The following is a 24,442-nucleotide window of genomic DNA, read 5'->3' on the forward strand; positions in this document are numbered from 1 at the left end:
GGGGGCTTGCCCCCGTTCGGCTGCGCAGCAGTCGTCAACCGGTATGCCTGCAAGAATGCGACGGCAGATTTTGGGGTCGCTTCGCGACCCAACGGGGGCAAGCCCCCTCGCCACAGTTCAGCCAAGTAATTCACGCAGGCGATACCAGAACATGCCAAGCGCCAGCAGCGGTGAGCGCAGGGCTCGTCCGCCGGGAAAGGTCATGTGCGGCACGGCGCTGAACACGTCCAGCCCCTGGCTGTGGCCGGCATGAATCGCTTCGGCCAGCAGCCGGGCGCACCAGTGGGTCACGTTCAGGCCATGGCCGGAATAACCCTGGGCGTAAAACACGTTCGGGTACTGGCTCAGGCGGCCGGCCTGGGGGAAACGGTTGGCGGTGATGCCGATCTTGCCGCCCCATTGATAGTCGATGCGCACATCCGCCAGTTGCGGAAAGACCTTGAGCATTTTCGGCCGCATATAGGCGCCGATGTCCACCGGGTCGCGCCCGGAGTAATGGCAGGCACCGCCGAATAACAAGCGTCGATCCGCCGAGAGCCGGTAGTAATCAAGGCCAACTTTCTGGTCGCATAGCGCCAGGTTCTGCGGGATCAGTTGAACGGCCACTTCGGGTGCCAACGGTGCGGTGGCGATGATGTAACTGCCCGCCGGCAGCACCTTACCGCTCAGGCGCGGTTCGAGTTCTTCCAGATGTGCGTTGCAGGCCAGCACCAGGCTGCCGGCGCGCACCGTACCGCCCGCGCAGCGAACCTGCACGGTGCTGCCGTGGACCAATTCCAGCACCGGGCTCTGCTCGAAAATCCGTACCCCGAGGGATTGCGCCAGCCGCGCTTCGCCGAGCACCAGATTGAGTGGATGCAGGTGCCCCGAACCCATGTCGATCAGACCGCCGGCATAAACGTCCGAGCCCACCACATCCCGGCGGATATGCTCGGGGCCGACGAGGCGGGTTTCATGGGAGTACCCCAACTCGGCGAGGCTTTGCAGCTCAGCCTTGAACGCAGCGAACTGCGCCGGGGTATTGGCCAGTTCGCAGAAACCCCAGCGCAAGTCGCAATCGATGCCATGTTCACGGATGCGATTGCCCACCAGTTCCACGGACTCGATGCCCGCACGCTCCAGATAACGCGCGCCTTCCTCGCCGACATAACGGGCGAACCCACTGACGTCATGGCCAATGCCACGGATCAACTGCCCGCCATTACGACCGCTGGCGCCCCAGCCGATCCGCCGGCCCTCCAGCAGAATCACCGAGAGCCCGCGCTGCGCCAGTTCGATCGCGGTGTTGACCCCGGTGAACCCGCCGCCGATCACACAGACATCGGCCTCAAGGTCCGAATCCAGCGTAGGGTAGGGTGCCATGCCATTGGCCGATGCCGCGTAATAGGAGCGGGCATGTTGCTTGTCATGCTGATTCATTGGTTGGACTTCACTTTGCTCCAGGAACGGGTCATCAGACGCATGATCGCCTGGGGCGGGGTGGTGGAGATGTAGAGTTTGTCGAGGACGTCCTGGGGTGGGTAGACCTCAGGATTATTGACCAACTCAGCATCCATGTAGGCCTTGGCCGCCGGGTTCGGATTGGCATAGCCCACCGAGGCACTGACCTTGGCGATCACTTGCGGGTCCAGCAGGTTATTGATGAAGGCGTGGGCTTCTTTCGGGTTGCTGGCGTCGGCGGGAATTGCCAGAAGGTCGAACCACAGGTTGCTGCCTTCCTTGGGGATCGAGTAGGCGATGTTCACGCCGTTCTTCGCTTCCTTGGCGCGATTGGCCGCCTGGAACACGTCGCCGGAGTAACCGAAGGCCACGCAGATGTCGCCGTTGGCCAGGTCCGAGACGTACTTGGAGGAATGGAAGTAGGTGATGTAAGGCCGGATGCTCAAGAGTTTGGCTTCGGCTTTTTTAAAGTCCTCAGGGTTTTCGCTGCGTGGGTCCATGCCCATGTAGTTGAGGACTGCCGGGAATACTTCATCAGCCGAGTCCATCATCGACACACCACACTGGCTGAGTTTCTTCAGGTTCTCGGGTTCGAAAAACACGGCCCAGGAATCGATGTGATCAATGCCCAGCACTTGCTTGACCTTGTCGACGTTGTAGCCGATGCCGTTGGTGCCCCACAGATACGGTACGGAATGCGCGTTCTGCGGATCGTTTTTCTCCAGCAGCGTCAGCAGTTTCGGGTCGAGGTTTTTGAAGTTGGGCAGCTGCGAGCGATCCAGTTTGAGGAACGCACCGGCCTTCACCTGCCGCGCGAGAAAGTGGTTGGACGGCACCACCACGTCATACCCGGTGCGGCCGGCGAGCAGTTTGCCTTCCAGGGTTTCGTTGGAATCGAATACGTCGTAGATCACCTTGATCCCGGTTTTTGCCTGGAAGTCGGCGAGGGTGGTCTCGCCGATGTAATCGGTCCAGTTGTAGACGCTGACGCTCGGCTGAGCTTGCGCCCCGGCGCTGAACAATACCGCCAGCGCGACCGGAACCACGGATTTCAATAGACGCATATCGACACCTCTTTGAATTATTCGTCTTTGTGGGATCGGGCTTATGTGGCGAGGGGGCTTGCCCCCGTTCGACTGCGAAGCAGTCGTAAAACCAGTCATCACTTTCTAAATTCAAGATCGTGGTGACCGTTGTTAGGGGTGCTTCGCACCCCAACGGGGGCAAGCCCCCTCGCCACACAAGCCCGCTCCCACAGAGGATTGTGATCTCATGTGGGCGTGTGTTTTTTAGACGCTGAGCAGCAGGAACTCGCGCTCCCAGGAGCTGATCACGCGCTTGAAGTTCTCGTGTTCGGCGCGCTTGACCGCGACATACCCCCGGACGAATTTGCTACCCAGGTAGCGCTTGATGGTTTCGCACTCTTCCATGCGCGTGAGTGCGTCCTCGATGGTGATCGGCAGGCGCAGGTTGCGTCGCTCGTAGGCACGACCCTGCACTGCGGCGCTCGGTTCGATCTGTTCGACCATGCCCAGATAGCCGCACAGCAGGCTTGCGGCAATCGCCAGATAGGGGTTGGCGTCGGCGCCCGGCAAACGGTTTTCCACGCGCATGGCGTCGGGGCTCGAGGTCGGCACGCGCAGGCCGACGGTGCGGTTTTCTTCGCCCCATTCGACGTTGACCGGTGCCGAGGTGTCGGGCAGGAAGCGGCGGAACGAATTGACGTTGGGCGCGAACATCGGCAGCACTTTGGGGATGTACTTTTGCAGGCCGCCGATGTGGTGCCGGAACAGCTCGCTCATCTGCCCGTCGGCATCGGCGAAGATCGGCTGGCCGCTGGCGATGTCGACCACGCTTTGATGGATGTGCATGGCGCTGCCGGGCTCGTCACCGATGGGTTTGGCCATGAAAGTCGCAGTCACGTTGTGCTTGAGTGCCGCCTCGCGCAGGGTGCGTTTGAACACGGTGATCTGGTCCGCCAGGTCCAGCGCATCGCCATGACGGAAGTTGATTTCCATCTGCGCTGGGCCGTCTTCGTGGATCAGCGTGTCGAGGTCCAGGCCCTGCAGTTCGCACCAGTCGTAGACGTCTTCAAACAGTGGATCGAACTCGTTGGCGGCGTCGATGGAAAACGACTGACGACCGCTTTCCGCGCGGCCAGAACGCCCCAGCGGTGCCTTGAGTGGCAAGTCCGGGTCTTCGCAGCGCTGGGTCAGGTAGAACTCCATTTCCGGCGCGACAATCGGCTGCCAGCCTTTGTCGGTGTAAAGCTGCAGCACTTTCTTCAGCACGTTGCGCGGCGACAGTTCGATGGGGTTGCCGAACTTGTCGAAGGTGTCGTGGATCACGATGGCGGTGGGTTCGATGGCCCACGGCACCACGTAAACCGCGTCGGCGACAGGTTTGCAGACCATGTCGATGTCGGCCGGGTCGAGCAGGTCGTAGTAGATGTCGTCGTCGACAAAGTCCCCGGTTACCGTTTGCAACAGCACACTTTCCGGCAGGCGCATGCCTCGCTCATGCAGGAACTTGTTGGTGGGTGCAATCTTGCCGCGAGCAATGCCGGTCAAGTCGCTGACCACACACTCGACCTCGGTAATCTTGTGATCTTTCAGCCACGTGAACAGCTGATCGAAAGGGACATTCATAAAGACCTCATTGTTGGTTTGAATTACGCCGGGGAAGGCGCCTTCATCCACCGGACACTTCCCCTGTGGCGCATTGACGACTATCTTGGGTGAGCCGTGGCGTTCCATCTATCCACTTTAAGCAGCACCAAAACGCACCAAACGAGTGCGTAAGGTCACCCCATGACAGCGTGCAATCCGTTACAGGTTCAAGCCTTCAACACCGCCGACGTGGCCGAGCAGATCCGCGCCACACCGGGTTGGGTGCAGCACTATCAGCAGATGTCGCCGGGGCATTTCGCCGGGCGGGTGCGCTATCTGGACTTGCAAGGCGTGGAGATTTACGAAGAGCAGATGAACACCCGGGTCGAGCAGAATTTCAGCGCCCCCGAAGGCTCACTGGCGTTCTGTTTCGATCGCAACGACAACTCGCTGTACATGTTGAACGGCGAGAGCCGCAACATCTGGATCACCCCGGAGAACTACCAGGAAATCGCCGTGGTGTTCGGGCCGCAATTCGTTCAACGGCATGGACTGGACGTGGCGCGGCTCGAAGGCTTGTTCATGTCGCCGCTCAATTGCGGGCAGAACGCGCTGTTCAGCCGCTGGTTGAGCGGCACCTTGACGCGACTGGAGCAGACGCTGGATCCGCCGAGCAAAGAGGCATTGACCCAGCAGTTGCTGGAGGACTGTTTGTTCATCCTCGATAACGCCTGTGTGTGCCTGGATCGCGCAGGCTTGCAGCGTCGGGCCGAAGAGCGAACGATCATGAAGCGCGTCGCCGAATGGGCCGCCGATACCCCGGAAGAAACCCTCAACTTGCTGGAACTGTCCCAGGTGGCTGGGGTTTCGTTGCGTCAGTTGCAGCACGCGTTCAAGGCGTACACCGGGATGACGCCCTCGCATTGGTTGCGCTTGCGCCGGCTCAACAGTGCGCGCCGTGAGTTGCTCAGCCGAACGGCCAGCGACACGACAGTCGCGCAAGTGGCGATGCACTGGTCGTTCTGGCATTTGGGGCGGTTTTCCAGCAGTTATCGAGCGCTGTTCCAGGAACTTCCCAGTCAGACGCTCGCCCGCCAACACAGTGGACCTTGTCGGAGGTCATCATGAGTCGGTTATCGTCTTTCAGTCTGTGTGTCGTAGTGTCGATGGCCTGTACGCAGGTTCAGGCCGAAACGGTCGTGCCGTTGAAAGGGCAGAGTTCGCAACAAATCCAGCTGGACATCAATGATTGCCGCAATGTCGCGGCGAGTCAGAGCGCCTCAACGCCGCCACCCTCGGGCGGGCGACTGCGCGGTGCTGCGGTGGGTGCCGCTGCCGGGGCGGTGGGCGCTGAGGTGCGTGGGCGTCAACATGACGAGTTTTACGAGCGGGTCGACGACGATGTGAAACAGGAATATCGCCAGAACCGCGCCGGGCAAACCGCAGCGGCGGGCGCGGTAGTCGGTGGCGCGCGCCAGCGTCAGGAGCGCCGGGCGCAGCAAAAAACCAGCGCGGCGACCAGTTCAACCGCCTATACCAGCTGCCTGCAAGGGCGCGGTTATCAGGTAACGCCCTGAGCACCAGGCGTTCGCTGCCGCTGTTCGATCAGGTGAACCATCAGGTCGGCATAGAGCGTGAGGGCGATAAACAGCGCCATGCGCACGGCGAAGGCGGTATAGACGTCCTTGCCGGCAAGACTGTCCTGCACCGACTGGCCCAGCAGGATGATCAACGTGACCAGGCTGTTGAGCCAGAACCCCGGGGTTTGTCGAGTCGGACTCAGGGCATAGAGCTTGCGCGCCAACAGCAAGCCGAACAGCAGCATCCACAGAAAGAACATCCACAAGTGCACGAACAGGCTTAGCGCGCACCAGAACACAATGGCCAACAGCCCGCCCATCAAGGTCGAGCCGAGCAGTTCGCGACTGGCGTTGCGCGTCGTTACCGTTGAACTCTGCTGGCCCAGACTGACCGCTTTCAAAATGATCGGCAGATAACTGGCCGGGTCGATCAGCGCCAACAAGAACGCCGGCATCACGATCAGGGTGGCACGCAGCGCAATCCTCGCCACTTCCTGCGCCGGCAGAGTGCTGGCGGCGGGTGGGGAGGGCGCATTGGCCGGGTCGGGAAACAGCCAGTGACTGATCGCGACGACGATGACGGCGAGGAGCAAGGCCTTGACCAGGGCACCGATGACCATCATCGCCAGATCGAACTCGGCAACGCCGGCCGAGGAAATCATCGTCAGGCCAATGATCAGAAAGGTCACGACCAGGGCGTTGCCACCGCGCAGCCCGAAACCAAAGGCCAGGAACAGACTGACACCGATCAGCAGCACACCGCTGAGGGGGTAATAACGCAGGACCGGGATCAGTAACAGCCCGATGCCGGTGGTCAGCATCGCAACCACTGCCAGCATCACGCCGGCCTTGAATGGCAGGGGTTTGTTAAGCGTGGCCAACAGCAACACGCAAAGCACCGGCGCAATAAACGGAATCGGCAGTGCCAGGCCGAAGCTGATGGCCAGGCACAGCGCCGTGCCGACGGCCAGACGCGGCGCCCGTTGGAATCTGGGCGGGCGATCAGTAGGCATAAGACAACCAACTCATCAGCCAGAAAAACAGGCGTCCCAAGGGATTCAGCGGATTATTCTGCGCAGGAAAGGCCATGACTTCGGCCTGGCCGCCGGCACGAATGGCGCGACTGTCACGTAGCACCTGCATCGCCTCGTCAGAAAATTCGATGATCACCGGGAAGCGTTGGGCCGGACGCAACCAGTCGCGACTGTTTTGCACACTGGGCAAGGTGCCCGGCGCCGGCGTCTGCCCCACGCTGACGCCGTAGCCGACGCTGCGCACTCGCCCCTCGAAGACCTCGCCCGGCAGCGCGTCCAGCACGATCGCCACCGGAGTTCCAGGCTTGACCCGCCCCAGGTTGTTCTCGGTCATGTCCGCACTGATCCACACATCGTGAATGGCAATCAAGGTCATGACCGGCGTGCCGACCGCAGCGAATTGCCCGACGTCGGTACGCAGGTCAGTTATCAAACCCGCCGAGCGAGCGCGGACTTGGGTGTTGGCCATGTCGAGTTCGGCTTTTGACAATGCCGTGGCGGCGCTGCGTAACAGCGCGTTGTCTTCCTCGCTGCCGCCTTCCTGTTCCCGTGCTCGCTGGACTTCGGCACGGGCCGCGGCGACCTGGCTGACGGCCTGTTCACGGCTGGCCCGAGAGGCTTCCAGCAGGCGCACGGAAATGGTTCCGCGGTCTTGGCGGTACAGGCTTTCAAGGCGTTCGTTATCCTGCCGGGCCTTGAGTTCATTGGCCTGGGCCGCCCGCAACGAGGCTTGCGCGGAGGCGATGCCGGCAGTGCTGGCACCGATCTGCCGGCGGGTAGACTCAAGATCCGCGCGTGCACGGTCGGCGGCTATTTGATAGGGCTGCTGATCGACCTCGAACAGCACATCGCCTGCCTTGACGTCCTGGTTGTTGCGCACATTCACGCGGATAACCTGACCGGCCACTTCAGCCGCCACCGGAATCACAAAGGCACCGACCCGAGCCTGTTGCGTATATGGCGTGAAACGGTCAGCCAACAGATACCAGGCCAGGCTCAGGACGATCAGCAGCAGCACCCATTTGATGCCTTTTTTTGCCGGATCGGCAGCCGGTTCGGGCGCCTTGGAAGAGGGCGCTTCAGTGGCGGGCGGTGAGGGTTCACTCATCGGCTTTGACCTTGTCTGACGTGGAAGAGGGGGCTGGCGAAGGGGCCGGTTCATTCAGCAGGTTGCCCCAGTCGGTGCGGTGTTCCATTTGTTGGCGAGTGCCTGGGTCGACGGTTGGCAGGGCGCTGTACCAGCCACCGCCAAGGGCTTTGTACAGGGCAATCAGGTTGCTCACGGCATTGCTGCGGCTGACCAGGTAATTGTCCTGTTGTTCGAGCAATGCGCGTTGGGCATCGAGCACGCGCTGGAAGTCCGAGTAGCCTTCGCGGTATTGGCTGTTGGCCAGGCTCAGCGAGCGCTTGGCGGCGACCTGCGCTTCACTCAGGATGCGCTCGCGTTCCAGTGATTTGCTCAGGCCGCTGGCGGCATCATCGGCTTCGCGCGCAGCCTCGCGGACTTTGTCGCGATAAACCTCGATCAGCTGCTGCAACCGCGCATCCTGCACGCGCACGTTGTTGCTGATCTGACCGTGATCAAACAGGTTCCAGCGCAAACTGGGGCCGCCGATCAGGTCCAGGCTGTTGGAGGTGCCCTTCAGTGTGTCGGTCGACCAGACAATGCTGCCGAGCAAGGTCAGCGATGGATAGAAGTCGGTTTCTGCCACACCGATCAGTGCCGATTGGGCGGCGACGTTGAGTTCGGCGGCGCGTACGTCCGGTCGACGCAACAGCAGGCTGGCGGGTACGTCTTGCAGCACGGCACGGTCTACCAGCGGAATCAGTCCCTGGTTTTCGAGCAAACGGGTCAGGGTGTTGGGTGGCTGTCCGATCAGTACGGCCAATGCGTTGCGGGTGCGCAGCACTTGCCCTTCAAGCTCGGGAATGCTGCTCAAGGTGCCGAGGTACTGGGTCTTGGCTTGTTGCAAATCGAGTTCGGCGCTCTGGCCGCTGTTGAACAGTTTCTCGGTGATTTCAAAGTTGCGCTTTTGCTGTTCGGCGTTTTCCCGGGCGACGCGTAAACGCGCTTCGGTGGTGCGCAATGAGAAGTAAGTGTCGGCCACTTGAGCACGCAGCAGTACCAGTACGTCTTCATAATTGGCTTGAGCCGCAAAGTAACTGGCGTCTGACGACTCGATGGCCCGACTGAAACGTCCCCAGAAGTCCAGCTCCCAACCGACATCAAAGCCCACGCTGTGTTGCCAGAAATGGCTGTCTTGCGGGTTGCTGCCGCCGGATTGCCGGCGGTTGAAGTACAGGCTCTCGGCACTGGCCTGTTGCAGTTGCGGATAGCGTCCGCTTTGGGCAATCCCCAACCGGGCACGGGCTTCCATGACGCGAAGGCCGGCAATTTTCAGGTTGGAATTGTGCGCATCCGCTTCGGCAATCAGCCCGTCGAGGACCGGGTCGGCGAACACTTGCCACCACTGGCGCACATCGGGATAGGCGCGTCTTTGGCTGGCCTGTTCAAGCGCAGGGCTGCTCCAGAGTTTTGTCCAGGCCTCGCCCGGGGCCTGGAAATCCGGTCCTAGACGCACGCAGCCGCCAAGAGCGAGGGCTCCCAGTAGAAGCAGCGTACCTGGGCGCGTCAGCATCGCAGCACTGTAAGTTGGTCACGGGAAAACCTCATCCGAGCGTCCCCAATGTTGAATGCCCTGGCTGTTGGGCGGACTTGAACCGGTTTTGATTAGGTTAGTACAGCCAAGGCAAACACAAAGTCATGTTTGACAAACAGGGCATCGAGCAACTGCTACGCTTTTGAAAGTTATTCATTCGGGTGAAAAAGAAGGGTACGAAGACCATGACCAGTCCCCAGGACGAGATTGCCCCCAGCTCCACCGGTTGGCGCTTCAAAGCAGGTATCGGGATTCTCAGTTTGACAGTGCTCGCCTGGCTGTTGGTGCCGCTCGCCGCCGCTGCGGATGTGCCCGGCCCAAAGATCGCGGCACTGACAGGCATTTTGTTTATCAGCAACAAGATTCTGCTGATCCTCGCCATCGCCGTCATGGGCAAGTCCGGTTTTCAGCAACTCAAGCGCAGCGTGTTTGGCTACGTTTCCACGCTCGCACCGACTGAACAGGAAGTAGGCCCGGCTCGCCATCGAGTAGGCCTGGTGATGTTTTGCCTGCCACTGATCTCATCATTTCTCGAACCTTACGTGGACACGCTGTGGCCGGGGCTGAGACCGAACCTCTGGCAGGTCCAGGCGCTGGGCGATGCCATGTTGGTCGGCAGCTTTTTCGTACTGGGGGGGAATTTCTGGGACAAGGTGCGTGCTTTGTTTATCCGCACGGCGCGTGTGGTCAACGTGAGTACGGTGTGAGTGCTTCTAACGAGAGATGATCCCGTGATCGATCGCGTATTTTACGAGGGCGGCGGGTTTGTCGATGTTGAGTTTGCGGCGGATGCTCAGGCGATGGGTTTCCACCGTGCGGACGCTAATGTCCAGCTCGCGAGCCATTTCCTTGTTGTTCAACCCCTGAGCCATTTTGTACAGCACCTGGCTCTCGCGTGGTGTGAGTTCGTTGTCGGTACTTTTATCGGCGATGAGCCGTTGCGCGATTTCGGCACTGTAGAACGTCCCGCCACTGACAATGGCTTCAATGGCCGCAATGATTTCCCGTGAAGGCGCGTTCTTCAGCACATAGCCGCTGGCCCCCGAGCGAACCGATTCACTGACGTATTCGTAGTTGTCGTACATGCTCAGCACCAGCACCTTGAGCGACGGGTACTGGCTGCGCAACAGCCGAGTCAGCTCGAGCCCGTTGATGTCCTTCAGGCTGATGTCGACCAGCAACAGATCCGGCTGGCAGCGCCCGACCATCGCAATGGCATCGGCGCCATTCTCGGCTTCGCCCACCACTTCCAGCGGCGCCATGACCGCCAACAGTGATTTGATGCCATCGCGGACCAGGGAGTGATCGTCGACCAGGGCGACGCGGATCGGGTAGGGCAGGTTCATCGCAGGCATTCACTCTAATTGTTATGGGTTGAGTCAGCGTTCTGTAACATGTGGCTTCATCGGCAGTAGCACGTCCAGCTCACTTTTTCCCGGCATCGAGGTCAGGTCGAATCGACCGCCAAAATGCTCGACTCGCTCACGGATATTGCGCAGGCCAATGCCGGCCTGGCGACGTTCGACCTGGGTGACATTGAAACCTATGCCGTCATCGATCACCGTCAACCGTACGGACTTTTCGCAGCCGTGCAGGGTAATGATGACGTGTTTTGCCTGGGCGTGGCGTTCGATGTTGGTCAGGCCTTCTTGCACAATGCGAAACAGCGAGGCGGCGGCGCCATCGGCCAGGTGACAGTCGAATTCGTTATCGTTGAAGGTTACAACAAGACCGCTGCGTTGCTCGAACTCGGCGGCGAGTTGACCGATTGCCGCCGGCAGGCCGAGGGTGTCGAGCAATGATGAGCGCAGGTCGTGGGAGAGGCTGCGAACCTCGCCGATCGCTTCCCCCAGGCGCTCGGTGGCGTCTCTTAAAATGCTCAAGCCTTTGTCTTGGCCATTCTCCAGTACATGGCTGGCCAGTTCGAATTGAAACTTGATAGAGACCAGTAGCTGGCTGATGCCATCGTGCAGCTCTCGGGAAACCCGTGACCGTTCTTCCTCCTGCAAGCTGACGATGCGTTGGGTCAGGCGCTGCAGTTTTTTGTCGGCCAGACGATGTTCGCTGACGTTCAGTGTCATGCCGCTGGCGAACACAAACAGCACCGCCACGAGGGCCACCACGGCAATCGCCAGCATGGTTTTGCGAATGCCTTGAGCTACTTCGGCACGCGCTTGCTGGGTGGCGCGTTCAACGTCCTCAAGGTAGATGCCGGTGCCGAGCATCCAGCCCCAACGATCGAGCATCACCACGTAGGCGAGCTTGTCGGTCACTTGGCCGGAGGAGGGCTTGTTCCAGGCGTAACGCTGGAAACCTTCACCTGATTGCGCACTTTTGAGCAACGCCTGGATCACCGGCAGGCCGTGAGGGTCGGTCATGTCCCACAGGTATTTGCCCACCAGCTCTGACTGGCGTGCATGCATCAGACTGCGGCCCTCATGGTCATAAACGAAGAAGTAGCCATTGATGCCAAAGCTGAGTTTGCGCAGTTCTTCCAGTACTTGTTGCTGCGCGTGCTCATCGCCTCGTCCCTCGTCATACAGCGGCGCGATCAGGCTTTGCGCCATTTCGACGTAGTTTTTCAGCTCCGCGCGCTTGCTGGCCAGAATGCTGTCTTCGATCAATTGCGCCTGTTGATCACCCAGTTGGCGGTTCAGGGAAATCACCAGCGCGCAGATGACCGCGATCGCCAACACCAGCGGCAGAATCCCGAGCGCGACGATTTTGTGTTTGAGCTGCATCTCTACTCCTGGCCGGGCCGAGGGAGGGCGAAGGCCCGGCATCATATGCCAAAGATACGCGCCTCCAGTAGCGGTGCTGGACAGAACGACAAACCGTCTACGTAGAACTACGTAGGCGCCACGTACGTAGTAACGCGGATTTATTTGTCGACAGCATGGGGGGATATTGGGCCCGCTCCGCAAAGCGGACACAATTATAATAATTACCGCCGCAGTCACTGACTGTCGGCAGGAGACACGCTATGCCCCGTCTGGCTAAACACCTCGCCTGGTTTGCCGTGGCTGTCTTGGGAGCGTTTGCGCTAAGTGTCGTGGCCCTGCGCCGCGGCGAAGCCATCAACGCCCTCTGGATTGTAGTCGCAGCCGTCGCTATTTATCTCGTCGCATACCGCTATTACAGCCTGTTCATCGCCACCAAGGTGATGCAACTCGACCCCAATCGAGCCACTCCCGCCGTACTCAACAACGATGGTCTGGACTATGTGCCGACCAATAAACACGTACTCTTCGGTCACCACTTCGCGGCCATTGCCGGCGCGGGGCCGCTGGTCGGTCCGGTGTTGGCGGCGCAGATGGGCTACCTGCCCGGTACGCTGTGGCTGATTGCCGGCGTGGTGCTGGCCGGTGCGGTTCAGGACTTCATGGTCCTGTTCATGTCCACCCGCCGCAACGGCCGCTCCCTGGGCGACATGGTCCGTGAAGAAATGGGCCGCATCCCCGGAACCATCGCGCTGTTCGGCTGCTTCCTGATCATGATCATCATCCTCGCGGTGCTGGCGCTGATCGTGGTCAAGGCCCTGGCCGAAAGCCCGTGGGGCATCTTCACGGTGATGGCGACCATCCCGATCGCGATGTTCATGGGCGTCTACATGCGCTACATCCGCCCGGGTCGTATCGGTGAAATCTCGGTGATCGGCGTGGCGTTGCTGCTGGGTTCTATCTGGCTGGGCGGGCAGATTGCCGCTGCCCCGGTGTGGGCCAAGGCCTTTACCTTCACCGGACTGCAAATTACCTGGATGCTGATCGGCTACGGTTTCGTGGCGGCGGTGTTGCCGGTATGGCTGATTCTGGCGCCGCGTGACTACCTGTCCACGTTCTTGAAGATCGGCACCATCGTTGCGCTGGCGATCGGCATTCTGGTCACCATGCCCGAGCTGAAAATGCCGGCATTGACCCAGTTCATCGACGGCACCGGGCCGGTGTGGAAGGGCGGTCTGTTCCCGTTCCTGTTCATCACCATCGCTTGTGGTGCGGTGTCCGGTTTTCACGCACTGATTGCTTCCGGCACCACGCCGAAGCTGCTCGCCAGTGAAGGCCATGCCCGTTACATCGGTTACGGCGGCATGCTGATGGAATCCTTCGTGGCGATCATGGCGATGGTGGCCGCTTCGGTGATCGAGCCGGGCGTGTACTTCGCCATGAACAGCCCGGCAGCTCTGGTCGGCGCCGATGCTGTTTCGGTTGCGCAGACAGTCAGCAGCTGGGGCTTTGCCATCACGCCGGAAGCGTTGCAAGCGGTGGCCAAGGACATCGGTGAAACCACCGTCCTGGCCCGTGCCGGCGGTGCGCCGACTCTGGCGGTCGGTATCGCACAGATCCTGCACCACGTGCTGCCGGGTGAAAACACCATGGCGTTCTGGTACCACTTCGCGATCCTGTTTGAAGCGCTGTTCATCCTCACTGCGGTCGATGCCGGTACCCGTGCCGGACGTTTCATGCTGCAGGACTTGCTCGGCTCCTTCGTACCGGCGCTGAAACGCACCGAATCCTGGACCGCCAACCTGATCGCCACCGCCGGTTGCGTGGCGATGTGGGGTTACCTGCTGTACCAAGGTGTGATCGACCCGTTGGGCGGGATCAACACCTTGTGGCCACTGTTCGGTATCTCCAACCAGATGCTGGCCGGTATCGCGCTGATGCTGGCAACCGTTGTGCTGATCAAAATGAAACGCCAACGCTATGTGTGGGTGACCATGCTGCCAGCGGTATGGCTGCTGATCTGCACCACCACTGCAGGCTTCATCAAGCTGTTCGACGCCAACCCGGCGATCGGTTTCCTCGCGCTGGCGAAGAAATACAGCGATGCCCTGGCCAACGGTCAGGTGTTGGCTCCGGCCAAGAGCATCGAGCAGATGCAGCACGTGATCTACAACGCCTACACCAACGCGACGCTGACAGTGTTGTTCCTGCTCGTGGTGTTCAGCATCCTGTTCTTTGCGCTTAAAGTCGGCATTGCCGCCTGGGGCACCAAAGAACGTACGGATAAAGAAGCGCCATTCCATGCGCTGCCAGATGCTTGATCGAGGAGGGCAGCATGTTCAATGACCTGAGTCGCCTCGGTAAATACCTCGGTCAGGCTGCGCGCCTGATGGTCGGCATGCCCGACTACGACAACTACGTCGAGCATATGCAAACCGAACACCCGGACAAGCCGGTGATGAGCTATGAGATGTTCTTCCGCGAACGTCAGGAGGCTCGTTACGGCGGTAAGGCAGGGCCGAAGTGTTGCTGACCTGACAGCCAGGTTGATCCAAGCCCTGTGGGAGATTCTATGTTGCAGGACAACCCTGCAACGGTCGATTCGGTTGGTATTCGCTCTGGTTTTTCATCAGGGCGAACGCCCCCCATGATCGCTGATCATGTTCTAGACTCACCGGGGTCCTGATGGAGTTAAACGTCAAGAGCAGAAGGGCCGTCCACGCGATCTGGATAAAACGAATGAGCGGTCTGCAAGAGAAGGCAGGCGGTTATCGCGAACCGGATTATCCGCTGCGGCGAATTCCCGAAAAATTCTGACGGATTGCCGAGCGAGTCTCCGCCAAGGGCTGCATTGCCATGAGTCATTCGGATATTGTGCCTCCCGTCCCGGAACCGGGGCGGATTGCGCACCGCAAGTCGAACGACGGCCAGACCCTCTGGGACCGCTGGCTCCCGGGACTGCGTACGTTGCGCGGATACCAAATGATTTGGTTGCGCCACGACCTCGTGGCCGGACTGGTGCTCACCACAATGCTGATACCCGTCGGCATCGCCTATGCGGTGGCATCGGGCGTACCCGGTATTTATGGGCTCTACGCAACGATCGTTCCATTACTCGCTTACGCGTTGTTCGGTCCCAGCCGGATTCTGGTGCTTGGGCCAGACTCTTCGCTGGCTGCCGTCATCCTGGCCGTCGTCTTGCCACTGTCCGGCGGCGATCCGCATCGCGCAATCGCCCTCGCGGGCATGATGGCGATCGTCTCGGGGGTGGTGTGCATCCTGGCTGGCATCGCGCGTCTGGGCTTCATTACTGAGCTGCTTTCCAAACCGATCCGCTACGGATACATGAACGGGATTGCGCTGGTGGTATTGATCAGTCAACTGCCAAAGTTTTTCGGTTTTTCGATCGAAACCGACGGGCCGCTGAGAAATGTATGGGAGATCGCTACAGCAGTGATGGCTGGGAAAACCAACTGGGCCGCGTTCATGGTAGGCGCAGGTACTCTGGCAGTGATCCTGCTACTCAAGGGCAATAAACGCGTGCCGGGCATTCTGATCGCAGTGGCGGGCGCGACCGTTGCCGTTGGTGTACTGGACCTTGCAGCGCGCGCCGGGGTGTCGGTCCTGGGATCGCTCCCGCAGGGGCTGCCAGCATTCGCCATTCCCTGGATCACCAGGGCTGATATCGTCCCCGTCCTGATTGGTGGTTGTGCGGTCGCCCTCGTTTCGTTTGCCGATACCAGTGTGCTCTCCCGCGTCTATGCGGCGCGGACTCGTACGTATGTGGACCCGAACCAGGAAATGGTCGGGCTCGGCTTCGCTAATCTGACCGCCGGGCTTTTTCAGGGTTTTCCAATCAGCAGCAGTTCATCCCGGACACCCGTGGCCGAGGCCGCAGGCGCGAAAACCCAATTGACCGGTGTCGTCGGTGCGATCGCCGTTGCCTTATTGCTGATGGTGGCGCCGAATCTGTTGCAGAACCTGCCCACCAGCGCATTGGCGGCAGTGGTGATCGCATCCGCCATCGGCCTGATCGAAGTGACCGACCTGCGACGAATCTATCGCATCCAGCGCTGGGAATTTTGGCTGTCGATCGTCTGCACCATCGGTGTGGTCGTACTGGGCGCGATCGAGGGCATCGGCCTGGCCATCGTGATCGCCGTCATCGAGTTCCTGTGGGATGGCTGGCGCCCGTACTCGGCGGTTCTGGGCAGCCCGGAAAAGATCCGGGGTTACCACGATATCAAGCGCTATCCCGACGCGCGCCTTATCCCGGGCCTGGTTTTGTTTCGCTGGGATGCACCTTTGTTTTTCGCCAATGCCGAGCTGTTCAATGACCGGGTACTGGACGCCGTGGCAACATCGCCTTGGCCCGTGCGTTGGCTGGTTGTAGCGTCGGAACCGGTCACCAGCGTGGACGTAACTTCTGCCGATATGCTGGCTGAACTCGATGAAACCTTGCGTGGGGCGGGTATCAAGTTGTGCGTGGCCGAGATGAAGGATCCGGTCAAGGACAAGCTAAAGCGATTCGGGCTTTTCGCCAAGCTGGGCGAAACGGCGTTCTTCCCAACGATAGACGATGCGGTCGAAAGTTATCTCGTGATTTATCCAGTGGGTTAGCCCGCGCCAATGAGCTTCGCAGGCGGGATTTCCCGGGAAAGCAAAGCGCTCGTGGACGCTCGGCTTTCACAGAGCGAATGCCGGAAGGGAGTGCATGAACCGGGTGCGCGGGTTGCCGGTGGCTTTCTTCAAGTCCGTGTTGACCTGGTACGACAACAGTTGCTTGATACGTTCGGCCCAGGCTTTGCCAAGTGAGGTTCATCGTGCTGATCGAGAGGCGGACTGCGGGAAATCGTTCCCGGCCATAAAGGACGGTTTGTAATCATTTCCAGAGAGTGCGGGGCATTGATTCGGGAGTTCAATCTCTCGACAAAAGACTCGGCTCCATCAAGGCTGCGGAAGCTCGCCATCCACAGACCCATGTGAACCCACCAACAATTCTGTGCAGGGTCTTTTTCAACATAAATTTTCATTGACGGCGCTCCAAAAAGGCAGGAATCAATCATCCTGATGTGTGCAGGCTTATCCTTTGCTTTCTGAGTACGCTGGCGGTGAGCAATCCATGGCATTGCGTCGTTGCGTGCTCGACAGCGTGTGCTCGATCAACCGGCAAACTATTGATCAGGATCAACTATCCTGGTCTGTTTGCCCGCGGCCTGATGCCGTGCGTCGGACAGCAACTGTCTAGCTCAATGCCTATTGGGTTGTAGCTTGGCCATCGGGGCGTGGAACATGGTTTTGGCGTAGTACGGATGGTAAGGCTCAGTGTCGGGCCATCCTCCATCCTCCATCCTCCATCCTCCATCCTCCATCCTCCATCCTCCATGCTTCACTACTTTGCACCTTCGCTTCAGGCGTCATCTCCGGGTGCATTTTATTGACCATTAATAGTGCGTCGGTGTTCATCAATGCGCCGCGCTGGACGCCTTGTATTACACGGAGAATAAAAGCAGTGAGTAGGAATTTCCCGCTTGTAGGGCATAAAACTCAAATCAGTTGCCAAATGCACCATTTTCGTCCGATCCAGAGTTGTGCAAGTTACAAGTGGAAAAACCGTTTCAGTAGTCTTATCGATTTTCGTCTCAAAAATGAAATGATGTGTCGCAATTCAGGCTTGATGGATGGTTTTTCCGGTTTTTATCGATCGTAACAATAGTTGGGCACAGCCCTTGCAAAAGTACTTTCAAACCACCGCTAGTGTGGTTTTTCAACGAAAAAAATAATGGGGGAACGTTATAAATGGGGCGCCAGAAATCAAACCGCAAAGGCCAAGTCTCTGGCGTCGGGACGCGTCAAGAGATTGCCGAATTCACGAGGAATTTGTTTCCAAATGAGACAGGAAGTTAACGACGCACACTGAGGTGCTCAACAGAAACAGTACTCACTAAAACAACGTAAGGCCTGATTTTATTGAAATAGCGAAGTTATAAGAAAATGCCGTCTGTATTGCGGCAAGGAGTAGGGTATGTCCCGAGCTTTTTTTAACGAAATGTATGATGCGAGTGGTGGCTGCCGCCCACATTACCAGGAGTTCGCGCGTTGGTTGGCGGACACACCTCTGGAGTTGCTGGATCAACGTCGTCGCGAAGCCGACCTGTTGTTCCACCGAGCCGGCATCACCTTCACCTTATACGGGGACGAGCAGGGCACCGAACGGTTGATTCCGTTCGACATCATTCCGCGCAGCATCAAGGCCAGCGAATGGCAAATGGTCGAGCGGGGCTGCATTCAGCGGGTCCAGGCGTTGAACATGTTCCTGGACGACATCTACCACGGGCAACGTATTCTCAAGGAAGGCATCATCCCGGCCGAACAGGTGTTGGCCAACGAGGGTTATCAGGTCGCCATGCAGGGCCTGAATCTGCACCGGGGCATCTACGCCCACATCGCCGGGGTCGATCTGGTCCGCGACGGCGATGGCAGCTACTACGTACTGGAAGACAATCTGCGCACTCCCAGCGGCGTCAGCTACATGCTTGAAGACCGCAAGATGATGATGCGTTTGTTCCCCGAACTCTTCGCCGCCCAGCGTGTGGCGCCCATCGATCACTACCCGAACCTGCTGCTGGACACCCTGAGGAGCTCCAGTCCGCTGGACAATCCCACGACCGTGGTGCTGACCCCGGGCCGCTTCAACAGCGCTTACTTCGAGCATGCGTTCCTGGCCCGTGAAATGGGCGTGGAGCTGGTTGAAGGCGCCGATCTGTTTGTCCGCGACGATCACGTCTATATGCGCACTACTGCGGGCCCCAGACAGGTGGATGTCATTTATCGCCGCCTCGACGATGCGTATCTCGATCCACTGTCGTTCAACCCGGACTCCATGCTTGGCGTGCCCGGCCTTATCGCCGCTTACCGCTCAGGCAACGTGGTGCTGGCGAACGCCGTCGGCACCGGTGTGGCCGACGACAAGTCGATCTATCCCTATGTCGGCGACATGATCCGCTTCTACCTCGCCGAGGAACCGATCCTCAAGAACGTGCCTACCTGGCAATGCCGCAAGCCGGAAGAGCTGTCCCATGTGTTGGCGAATCTGCCTGAGTTGGTGGTCAAGGAAACCCAGGGCTCCGGTGGCTACGGCATGCTGGTCGGCCCGGCGGCCACGGCGGCGGAAATCGAAGACTTCCGCGCGCGCCTCAAGGCACGCCCCGAAGCTTATATCGCCCAACCAACCCTGTGCCTGTCGACGTGCCCGACCTTTGTCGAAAACGGCATCGCCCCACGCCACATTGACCTGCGCCCGTTTGTGCTGTCGGGCAGAGAAACCCGTCTGGTGCCCGGCGGCCTGACCCGCGTCGCATTGCGCGAAGGCTCGCTGGTGGTGAACTCGTCTCAGGGCGGCGGCACCAAAGACACTTGGGTAGTGGAGGACTAAGACATGCTTTCAAGAACCGCTTCGGACCTCTACTGGATGTCCCGTTACCTGGAGCGCGCCGAAAACCTGGCGCGCATGCTCGAAGTCAGTTACTCGTTGTCGTTGATGCCTCAGGCGGGGCGCACCGATGGCCGCGCCGAGCTGGCAATGTCGCTGTTGGCCGCCGGCACGCTGGACGATTACAACGAGCGTTATGGTGAGCTCAACACCGAACGCATGTTGCACTTCTTCGCGCTGGATGAAACCAACCCCGGGAGTATCTATTGCTGTTTGCAAGCCGCGCGGGCCAATGCTCATGCCGTGCGCGGACGCATCACCGCCGATATGTGGGAGAACATCAACGCCACGTGGCTGGAGATGCGCAACATCGCCAGCAATGGTCTGGCGCGCTATGGCATCAGCCATTTCTGCGAGTGGGTCAAGGAGCGTTCGCACCTGTTCCGCGGTGCGACCTCGGGCACCATCATGCGCAACGATGCCTACTGCTTCATTCGCCTGGGGACTTTCCTTGAGCGGGCGGACAACACGCTGCGCCTGCTGGATGCACGCTACGAAATGTTCGGCGAGGAGTCGGAGGAGGTGAGTGACAACTCCGCGCGCGGCTACTACCAGTGGAGTGCCTTGCTGCGGGCCTTGTCGTCCTTCGAGGCGTTCAACGAGATCTACCGCAATGCGCCGGGCGCCGAGCAGGTCTCCGAGATGCTGTTGTTGCGCAGCGACGTCCCGCGTTCGTTGCACGCCTGTATCGAGGAACTGGACCATATCCTCGCCAGCCTGCCGGGCAGCAACGGGCGGGCCGCCCAGCGGTTGGCCGCCGAGTTGAATGCGCGGCTGCGCTACACCGGTATCGACGAGATTCTCGGCTTCGGTCTGCACCTCTGGCTGACTGACTTCATCTCCCAGGTTCGCCATCTCGGCCAGACCGTTCACGAGTCCTATCTGGAGGCCGTATGAAACTGTCCATACGTCACGACACCACCTACAGCTACGCCGATGAAGTCTGCACCAGCATTCAGTTCCTGCGTCTGACGCCGCAGAACAGTGAACGCCAGCGCATCCTGGAATGGCACCTGGAACTGCCGCGCCTGGTGCGAAGCCAGTTCGATCCGTACGGCAACATCCTGCATGTGTTGACGATGGACGAACCCCATGGGGCCTTGGTACTGACAGCTTATGGTCAGGTGGATATCGACTCGGACCGTGAACTGGAGCGCGACAGCCAATCGCCTTTGCCGTTTTTGCGCACCAGTAAGCTGACGATTGCGGACGATGCCCTGAATGCCTTCGCCGTGCAGCACTGCGGCATACGGCGTGATCGAACGGCGTTGATCGACCTGATGCACGGCCTGGCCGACCATATGGTCTACAACCCGGGCGCAACCACCGTGGACACCACGGCCGCCGAGGCGTTTGCGGGTGGAGGCGGGGTCTGTCAGGACCACACTCACGCCTTCCTGGCCTGCGCCCGTAGCCTGGGGATTCCTGCGCGTTATGTCTCCGGTTACTTGTGCACCGAAGATGAAAACCACTTGGCCAGCCATGCCTGGGCCGAAGCCTGGCTCGACGATGGTTGGTACAGCTTCGATGTCACCAACCGGCTGGCCCGGCCCGAACGCCATCTGAAACTGGCGGTAGGCCTGGACTACCTCGACGCCTGCCCGGTACGTGGCATGCGTCGTGGTGGCGGGGCCGAGTCGATGCTGGCGCGGGTACAAGTAACGTCGCTGTTTCAGGTTCAGCACCAATAAGCCTGAAACGTTCACCGTAATTGGCCATGCCGTCGGGGAGACGGTATGGCCTTTCATCCAGAATTCACGAGTAAGCGCAAATGACTTATTGCGTCGCTATGCACCTGGCCGACGGGATGGTGTTCATCTCCGACTCACGGACCAATGCCGGTATCGACCAGATTTCAACGTTTCGTAAGTTGTTTATTTTCAGCACGCCGGGCGAGCGGCTGATCGTGTTGCAAACGGCGGGCAATCTGGCCACCTCGCAATCGGTGGTGAACTTGCTCAAGCAGCGTTGCAGCGGGCCTGGCCCGCACCTGTTGAATGTCCGCACACTCTATGACGCCACTGTGCTGGTGGCCGAAACCGTTCGCGAAGTCGTCGCCCGGGACCGTACCAAGTTGGCCGGCAAGACCGACTTGAGTTGCTCTTTCCTGGTGGGTGGGCAGATCGCGGAGGGGGCGATGGATGTGTACAGCATTTACCCGCAAGGCAACTTCATTCAGGCGACGGAGGACACGCCTTTCCTGCAATTGGGTGAAAGCAAGTACGGCAGGCCGATACTCGATCGCAACCTCACGTACCGCACATCACTCGAAGAGGGCCTGCGCTGTGGGCTGATCTCGTTCGACTCGACCATGCGCAGCAACCTGTCGGTGGGTATGCCGCTGGACCTGCTGGTGTTCAGAAAAGACAGTTTTGGTGGTGCAAAAAGTTATCGCATCACGGCCGACGACCCGTATTTCATGCGTATCCGTATGCAATGGGCCGCCGGACTGCAGGACATGCTTGCCGCATTGCCGGCGCCGCCTGACGCTTACATGTCGGGGGGCTGCCAATAAAGCGCTGACTCTGCGTCAGCGCTGAAGTAAAGCGGCCGGGCCAGCGTTTGGGACAAAGGCAAAGGCTTCGATACGTTCGGTCCTATCGGCCCATGGTTGGTCACTCAAGATGAAATCGTTGATCCGCACACGCTGGACCTGTGGCTGGAAGTCGACGGACACCGCTAACAGAAAGGTAATACACGGACTCTGATCTTTCTGCGTCCGGGTCAGACCATGCGTCTGGGTATCGAGGGGCTGGGTGAACAGCATCAGTTCACGGTGCAAGCAGACTGATCCGGCGGAAGTAATTTATTGAAGCGGGGACGGAGCCATCGTTTCAATGATTTACTTCCGAGCGTTAAAAACGCTGTGTGCAAAGCCGTGTGAAACGGGGCCAATCCTGAAACATAATGTTACGTGTAATGTATATTATGTTAAATGATGTGTCAGAGCGGAACTTTTTACAGATGCTCTGCCTGTACTCTCTGGCAACCTGAAGCCGGTATGGACTAGCCGATTCAGGAAAGCCCGGCTCATTTCAAAGCCGACGTTATCGACCTATTGGGTACCACTCACTCGCCCCCAGAACACAAAAGGATTACCTGGCGTGACTCTCATCGTGGCGCTGGGTCGTGCTCCAAATAAACGCCGAATAGATTTGAGCAAGTTCAATCACATCGCTCGTTAATCAGTATTGAAAAAATGGGGGGGACCAATAAATTCTGCGGCAATTCCTGCTGCAATCTCAAGCAAATCTCAGTGTCCGCCACGGATATGATCACTCTTACGACGTTTAAAGGGGTGTCACATTCATGAGCTTTTCATCAAAAACGGCACGGACATTCATTCTCTCATCGCTGGAGAACTTGGGCGTTGCCCACGATAAGTTACAGGCCATCGACCACGGTGCCGAAATCTACGGCCCGCAGGGGTTGTTGGACTCCATACATCTGGTCGGCCTTATCACAGCAATTGGTGAGCGGGTCGACGACACTGCAGGTAATTCCGAGAGTTTCTTCGATATTCTCGACGACGATTTGTTCGATAACTTTAAAGATATCAAACGAATCGAATCGTTATTAAACGGAAAATTCAGCCATGTCAGCTTTTGCTCCTGATAGTCAATGTATCAACACCGACAGAATTGAAGACATCCCCTATCAGTTGCTGGCCGATAAAGTACCCACGCCTTTTTATGCGTACAGTGCCACACAGATAAAAACAGACTTTGCAGAACTTAAACGCACCCTTCCCCAAGGCATAGATTATTTCTACTCCCTTAAGGCCAACCCGAATAAAACGCTGGTTGCGCTATTGCATCAGGCCGGGACGGGCTGCGAAGTCTGTTCTCTGGTGGAGTTGGAAATTGCTTTACGCCAAGGCGTGGCGCCGGGCGATATTATTTTCGTCGGGCCCGGTAAGCATATTAATGAGTTGACGCAGTGTTGCCTTGCCGGCATTAAAGCCGTGGTGGTCGAATCCATCGAAGAAATGGTTCTACTCAATGATATTGCCGCTGGCCTGGGGGTAATCCAGAGCATTGCCCTGCGTATCAACCCCGACTTCTCCGGCGAAAAAGCCAAGTTGGTGATGAGCGGCAAGCCCCGGCAATTTGGTATCGATGAACAACTGCTGCCGCAGGCATTTACTGCTCTCGGGCAGCTTGCGCAACTGCGTCTGGCAGGGATCCATATTTATCTTGGCACCCGTATTCTTGACTGGCAGGCCCTTGCCAACAACACGCAAAACATTCTGACACTGGCCGCAGCGCTTCAGCAGACCTATGAAATAGACCTCGACTTTGTGGATGTCGGTGGTGGCTTTGGCGTGCGCTATTTCGACAAAGAAAAAGCACTCGACCTGCCCGCCCTGGGAGAGGCACTTCTACCTGTGGTGAACAACTACCGTCAGTGTTTTCCACGCTGCAAGATCGTTATTGAGCTGGGCCGTTTCCTGATTGCGCGCGCAGGCATCTTTGTCACGCGGGTCAACTACCTCAAACCTTCCCGTGATGAGTGGTTTGCCGTGTGTGACGGCGGCGCCAACTGCCACGGCAGTGCCGCTGGCATCAACTCGTTGATCCGTCGAAATTTCCCGATGGCGCGTCTTGGCCCATCCCGGCACAGCGATCAGCATCGCTATCAAGTGACCGGCCCCCTATGTACGCCCACTGACTTGCTGGGCGAAAACATCATGCTCGCCGAGCTTCGTTCGGGGGATCTGATCGGTATCGGGCATTCCGGTGCCTATGGTGCCAGTGCATCGCCAGTGGGCTTTTTAAGCTTCGGTCACCCGGCAGAAGTGCTTGTCGAAAATGACCAGGCTTTTTTGATCCGCACGGCGGATAGCGTAGACACCATGTTGGCCCCCCAGGTGTGCCAGCGCTTGTCTTTGGCCAACGCCTGAAGGA

20 protein-coding genes and 2 pseudogenes are annotated in these 24,442 nt (G+C 59.0%); 13 read left to right on the forward strand and 9 right to left on the reverse strand.

Annotated elements, in window-relative coordinates; all coding sequences use genetic code 11:
• Window positions 1-117: 117 nt before the first annotated feature.
• The 3 genes from AF70_RS05075 to AF70_RS05085 all read right to left on the reverse strand — a co-directional run bounded on the left by AF70_RS05075 (window position 118) and on the right by AF70_RS05085 (window position 4,088).
• Window positions 118-1,419, reverse strand: a complete 1,302-nt coding sequence (locus AF70_RS05075) for an FAD-binding oxidoreductase (RefSeq protein ID WP_028940611.1) — start codon at window positions 1,417-1,419, stop codon at window positions 118-120.
• Window positions 1,416-2,504, reverse strand: a complete 1,089-nt coding sequence (locus tag AF70_RS05080; RefSeq protein WP_019578877.1) for a polyamine ABC transporter substrate-binding protein — start codon at window positions 2,502-2,504, stop codon at window positions 1,416-1,418. Before AF70_RS05080 ends, AF70_RS05075 begins: the two co-directional genes overlap by 4 nt.
• 225 nt (window positions 2,505-2,729) lie before the next feature.
• Window positions 2,730-4,088 (reverse strand): glutamine synthetase family protein, encoded by a 1,359-nt coding sequence (locus tag AF70_RS05085; RefSeq protein ID WP_019578878.1) that lies wholly within the window; start codon window positions 4,086-4,088, stop codon window positions 2,730-2,732.
• A gap of 162 nt (window positions 4,089-4,250) precedes the next feature.
• Here AF70_RS05085 and AF70_RS05090 point away from each other — a divergent pair, with 162 nt between their 5' ends.
• Complete coding sequence (locus tag AF70_RS05090; protein ID WP_019578879.1) at window positions 4,251-5,177, forward strand: helix-turn-helix domain-containing protein; 927 nt, start codon at window positions 4,251-4,253, stop codon at window positions 5,175-5,177.
• On the forward strand, window positions 5,174-5,626 hold the full coding sequence (locus AF70_RS05095) for a YMGG-like glycine zipper-containing protein (RefSeq protein WP_026331641.1): 453 nt from the start codon (window positions 5,174-5,176) through the stop codon (window positions 5,624-5,626). Before AF70_RS05090 ends, AF70_RS05095 begins: the two co-directional genes overlap by 4 nt.
• Here AF70_RS05095 and AF70_RS05100 read toward each other — a convergent pair.
• Genes AF70_RS05100 through AF70_RS05110 form a run of 3 tightly spaced genes read right to left on the reverse strand, consistent with a single transcriptional unit; the run spans window position 5,611 to window position 9,302 of the window.
• Window positions 5,611-6,642, reverse strand: coding sequence for a DUF2955 domain-containing protein (locus tag AF70_RS05100; RefSeq protein WP_028940610.1), 1,032 nt, complete (start codon window positions 6,640-6,642; stop codon window positions 5,611-5,613). The genes AF70_RS05095 and AF70_RS05100 overlap by 16 nt on opposite strands.
• Window positions 6,632-7,771 (reverse strand): HlyD family secretion protein, encoded by a 1,140-nt coding sequence (locus AF70_RS05105; RefSeq protein WP_019578882.1) that lies wholly within the window; start codon window positions 7,769-7,771, stop codon window positions 6,632-6,634. Before AF70_RS05105 ends, AF70_RS05100 begins: the two co-directional genes overlap by 11 nt.
• Window positions 7,764-9,302: an efflux transporter outer membrane subunit gene (locus AF70_RS05110; RefSeq protein WP_028940609.1), complete on the reverse strand. Its 1,539-nt coding sequence runs from the start codon at window positions 9,300-9,302 to the stop codon at window positions 7,764-7,766. Before AF70_RS05110 ends, AF70_RS05105 begins: the two co-directional genes overlap by 8 nt.
• A gap of 206 nt (window positions 9,303-9,508) precedes the next feature.
• Here AF70_RS05110 and AF70_RS05115 point away from each other — a divergent pair, with 206 nt between their 5' ends.
• A complete protein-coding gene (locus tag AF70_RS05115; RefSeq protein ID WP_018925858.1) occupies window positions 9,509-10,030 on the forward strand; it encodes a transporter suffix domain-containing protein in 522 nt (173 codons plus the stop codon).
• Window positions 10,031-10,036: 6 nt separating this feature from the next.
• Here AF70_RS05115 and AF70_RS05120 read toward each other — a convergent pair whose 3' ends face one another.
• Together AF70_RS05120 and AF70_RS05125 are read right to left on the reverse strand one after the other, a co-directional pair.
• Window positions 10,037-10,669 (reverse strand): response regulator transcription factor, encoded by a 633-nt coding sequence (locus AF70_RS05120; protein ID WP_028940608.1) that lies wholly within the window; start codon window positions 10,667-10,669, stop codon window positions 10,037-10,039.
• Window positions 10,670-10,702: 33 nt separating this feature from the next.
• Window positions 10,703-12,064: a cache domain-containing protein gene (locus tag AF70_RS05125; RefSeq protein WP_028940607.1), complete on the reverse strand. Its 1,362-nt coding sequence runs from the start codon at window positions 12,062-12,064 to the stop codon at window positions 10,703-10,705.
• A gap of 242 nt (window positions 12,065-12,306) precedes the next feature.
• Here AF70_RS05125 and AF70_RS05130 point away from each other — a divergent pair, with 242 nt between their 5' ends.
• The 3 genes from AF70_RS05130 (at window position 12,307) to AF70_RS05140 (ending at window position 16,663) form a co-directional block, all read left to right on the forward strand.
• Window positions 12,307-14,364, forward strand: a complete 2,058-nt coding sequence (locus AF70_RS05130) for a carbon starvation CstA family protein (protein WP_028940606.1) — start codon at window positions 12,307-12,309, stop codon at window positions 14,362-14,364.
• A 14-nt stretch (window positions 14,365-14,378) separates the two neighbouring features.
• Window positions 14,379-14,576, forward strand: coding sequence for a YbdD/YjiX family protein (locus tag AF70_RS05135; RefSeq protein WP_007938220.1), 198 nt, complete (start codon window positions 14,379-14,381; stop codon window positions 14,574-14,576).
• 323 nt (window positions 14,577-14,899) lie between these two features.
• Window positions 14,900-16,663, forward strand: a complete 1,764-nt coding sequence (locus AF70_RS05140) for a SulP family inorganic anion transporter (protein WP_028940605.1) — start codon at window positions 14,900-14,902, stop codon at window positions 16,661-16,663.
• Between the two features lie 75 nt (window positions 16,664-16,738).
• On the opposite strand, the pseudogene AF70_RS05145 reads toward AF70_RS05140, so the two are convergent.
• A pseudogene (locus AF70_RS05145) lies at window positions 16,739-16,849 on the reverse strand (ornithine carbamoyltransferase); the annotation flags it as partial.
• A 1,219-nt stretch (window positions 16,850-18,068) separates the two neighbouring features.
• On the opposite strand from AF70_RS05145, the gene AF70_RS05150 reads away from it, so the two are divergent.
• The 7 genes and pseudogenes from AF70_RS05150 to AF70_RS05180 all read left to right on the forward strand — a co-directional run bounded on the left by AF70_RS05150 (window position 18,069) and on the right by AF70_RS05180 (window position 24,438).
• Window positions 18,069-19,478: a circularly permuted type 2 ATP-grasp protein gene (locus AF70_RS05150; protein ID WP_007938225.1), complete on the forward strand. Its 1,410-nt coding sequence runs from the start codon at window positions 18,069-18,071 to the stop codon at window positions 19,476-19,478.
• A gap of 3 nt (window positions 19,479-19,481) precedes the next feature.
• The gene (locus tag AF70_RS05155) at window positions 19,482-20,432 is read left to right on the forward strand and encodes an alpha-E domain-containing protein (protein ID WP_019578892.1); all 951 of its coding nucleotides are present in this window, start codon (window positions 19,482-19,484) and stop codon (window positions 20,430-20,432) included.
• Window positions 20,429-21,226 carry a transglutaminase family protein gene (locus tag AF70_RS05160; RefSeq protein ID WP_019578893.1) on the forward strand — a complete coding sequence of 266 codons (798 nt, stop codon included), beginning with the start codon at window positions 20,429-20,431 and terminating at the stop codon, window positions 21,224-21,226. The genes AF70_RS05155 and AF70_RS05160 overlap by 4 nt, the downstream gene beginning before the upstream one ends.
• An 80-nt stretch (window positions 21,227-21,306) precedes the next feature.
• Window positions 21,307-22,050, forward strand: coding sequence for a proteasome-type protease (locus AF70_RS05165; RefSeq protein WP_026331643.1), 744 nt, complete (start codon window positions 21,307-21,309; stop codon window positions 22,048-22,050).
• A 36-nt stretch (window positions 22,051-22,086) separates the two neighbouring features.
• A pseudogene (locus AF70_RS29645) lies at window positions 22,087-22,326 on the forward strand (fumarylacetoacetate hydrolase family protein); the annotation flags it as partial.
• 518 nt (window positions 22,327-22,844) lie between these two features.
• Window positions 22,845-23,150 carry a hypothetical protein gene (locus tag AF70_RS05175; protein ID WP_019578924.1) on the forward strand — a complete coding sequence of 102 codons (306 nt, stop codon included), beginning with the start codon at window positions 22,845-22,847 and terminating at the stop codon, window positions 23,148-23,150.
• Window positions 23,131-24,438 carry a hypothetical protein gene (locus tag AF70_RS05180; RefSeq protein WP_026331650.1) on the forward strand — a complete coding sequence of 436 codons (1,308 nt, stop codon included), beginning with the start codon at window positions 23,131-23,133 and terminating at the stop codon, window positions 24,436-24,438. Before AF70_RS05175 ends, AF70_RS05180 begins: the two co-directional genes overlap by 20 nt.
• The last annotated feature ends 4 nt before the right edge of the window (window positions 24,439-24,442 follow it).

This window comes from Pseudomonas sp. KD5 (genome assembly GCF_012932895.1).
Classification (GTDB): domain Bacteria; phylum Pseudomonadota; class Gammaproteobacteria; order Pseudomonadales; family Pseudomonadaceae; genus Aquipseudomonas.

What these genes read in the sequence shown, in the direction of transcription:
- AF70_RS05075 (WP_028940611.1), bottom strand. Translation starts at nt 1,419, where the DNA reads ATGAATCAGCATGACAAGCAACATGCCCGCTCCTATTACGCGGCATCG.
- AF70_RS05130 (WP_028940606.1), top strand. Translation starts at nt 12,307, where the DNA reads ATGCCCCGTCTGGCTAAACACCTCGCCTGGTTTGCCGTGGCTGTCTTG.
- AF70_RS05120 (WP_028940608.1), bottom strand. Translation starts at nt 10,669, where the DNA reads ATGAACCTGCCCTACCCGATCCGCGTCGCCCTGGTCGACGATCACTCC.
- AF70_RS05160 (WP_019578893.1), top strand. Translation starts at nt 20,429, where the DNA reads ATGAAACTGTCCATACGTCACGACACCACCTACAGCTACGCCGATGAA.
- AF70_RS05100 (WP_028940610.1), bottom strand. Translation starts at nt 6,642, where the DNA reads ATGCCTACTGATCGCCCGCCCAGATTCCAACGGGCGCCGCGTCTGGCC.
- AF70_RS05175 (WP_019578924.1), top strand. Translation starts at nt 22,845, where the DNA reads ATGAGCTTTTCATCAAAAACGGCACGGACATTCATTCTCTCATCGCTG.
- AF70_RS05165 (WP_026331643.1), top strand. Translation starts at nt 21,307, where the DNA reads ATGACTTATTGCGTCGCTATGCACCTGGCCGACGGGATGGTGTTCATC.
- AF70_RS05110 (WP_028940609.1), bottom strand. Translation starts at nt 9,302, where the DNA reads ATGCTGACGCGCCCAGGTACGCTGCTTCTACTGGGAGCCCTCGCTCTT.
- AF70_RS05180 (WP_026331650.1), top strand. Translation starts at nt 23,131, where the DNA reads ATGTCAGCTTTTGCTCCTGATAGTCAATGTATCAACACCGACAGAATT.
- AF70_RS05080 (WP_019578877.1), bottom strand. Translation starts at nt 2,504, where the DNA reads ATGCGTCTATTGAAATCCGTGGTTCCGGTCGCGCTGGCGGTATTGTTC.
- AF70_RS05155 (WP_019578892.1), top strand. Translation starts at nt 19,482, where the DNA reads ATGCTTTCAAGAACCGCTTCGGACCTCTACTGGATGTCCCGTTACCTG.
- AF70_RS05140 (WP_028940605.1), top strand. Translation starts at nt 14,900, where the DNA reads ATGAGTCATTCGGATATTGTGCCTCCCGTCCCGGAACCGGGGCGGATT.
- AF70_RS05090 (WP_019578879.1), top strand. Translation starts at nt 4,251, where the DNA reads ATGACAGCGTGCAATCCGTTACAGGTTCAAGCCTTCAACACCGCCGAC.
- AF70_RS05085 (WP_019578878.1), bottom strand. Translation starts at nt 4,088, where the DNA reads ATGAATGTCCCTTTCGATCAGCTGTTCACGTGGCTGAAAGATCACAAG.
- AF70_RS05125 (WP_028940607.1), bottom strand. Translation starts at nt 12,064, where the DNA reads ATGCAGCTCAAACACAAAATCGTCGCGCTCGGGATTCTGCCGCTGGTG.
- AF70_RS05150 (WP_007938225.1), top strand. Translation starts at nt 18,069, where the DNA reads ATGTCCCGAGCTTTTTTTAACGAAATGTATGATGCGAGTGGTGGCTGC.
- AF70_RS05105 (WP_019578882.1), bottom strand. Translation starts at nt 7,771, where the DNA reads ATGAGTGAACCCTCACCGCCCGCCACTGAAGCGCCCTCTTCCAAGGCG.
- AF70_RS05095 (WP_026331641.1), top strand. Translation starts at nt 5,174, where the DNA reads ATGAGTCGGTTATCGTCTTTCAGTCTGTGTGTCGTAGTGTCGATGGCC.
- AF70_RS05115 (WP_018925858.1), top strand. Translation starts at nt 9,509, where the DNA reads ATGACCAGTCCCCAGGACGAGATTGCCCCCAGCTCCACCGGTTGGCGC.
- AF70_RS05135 (WP_007938220.1), top strand. Translation starts at nt 14,379, where the DNA reads ATGTTCAATGACCTGAGTCGCCTCGGTAAATACCTCGGTCAGGCTGCG.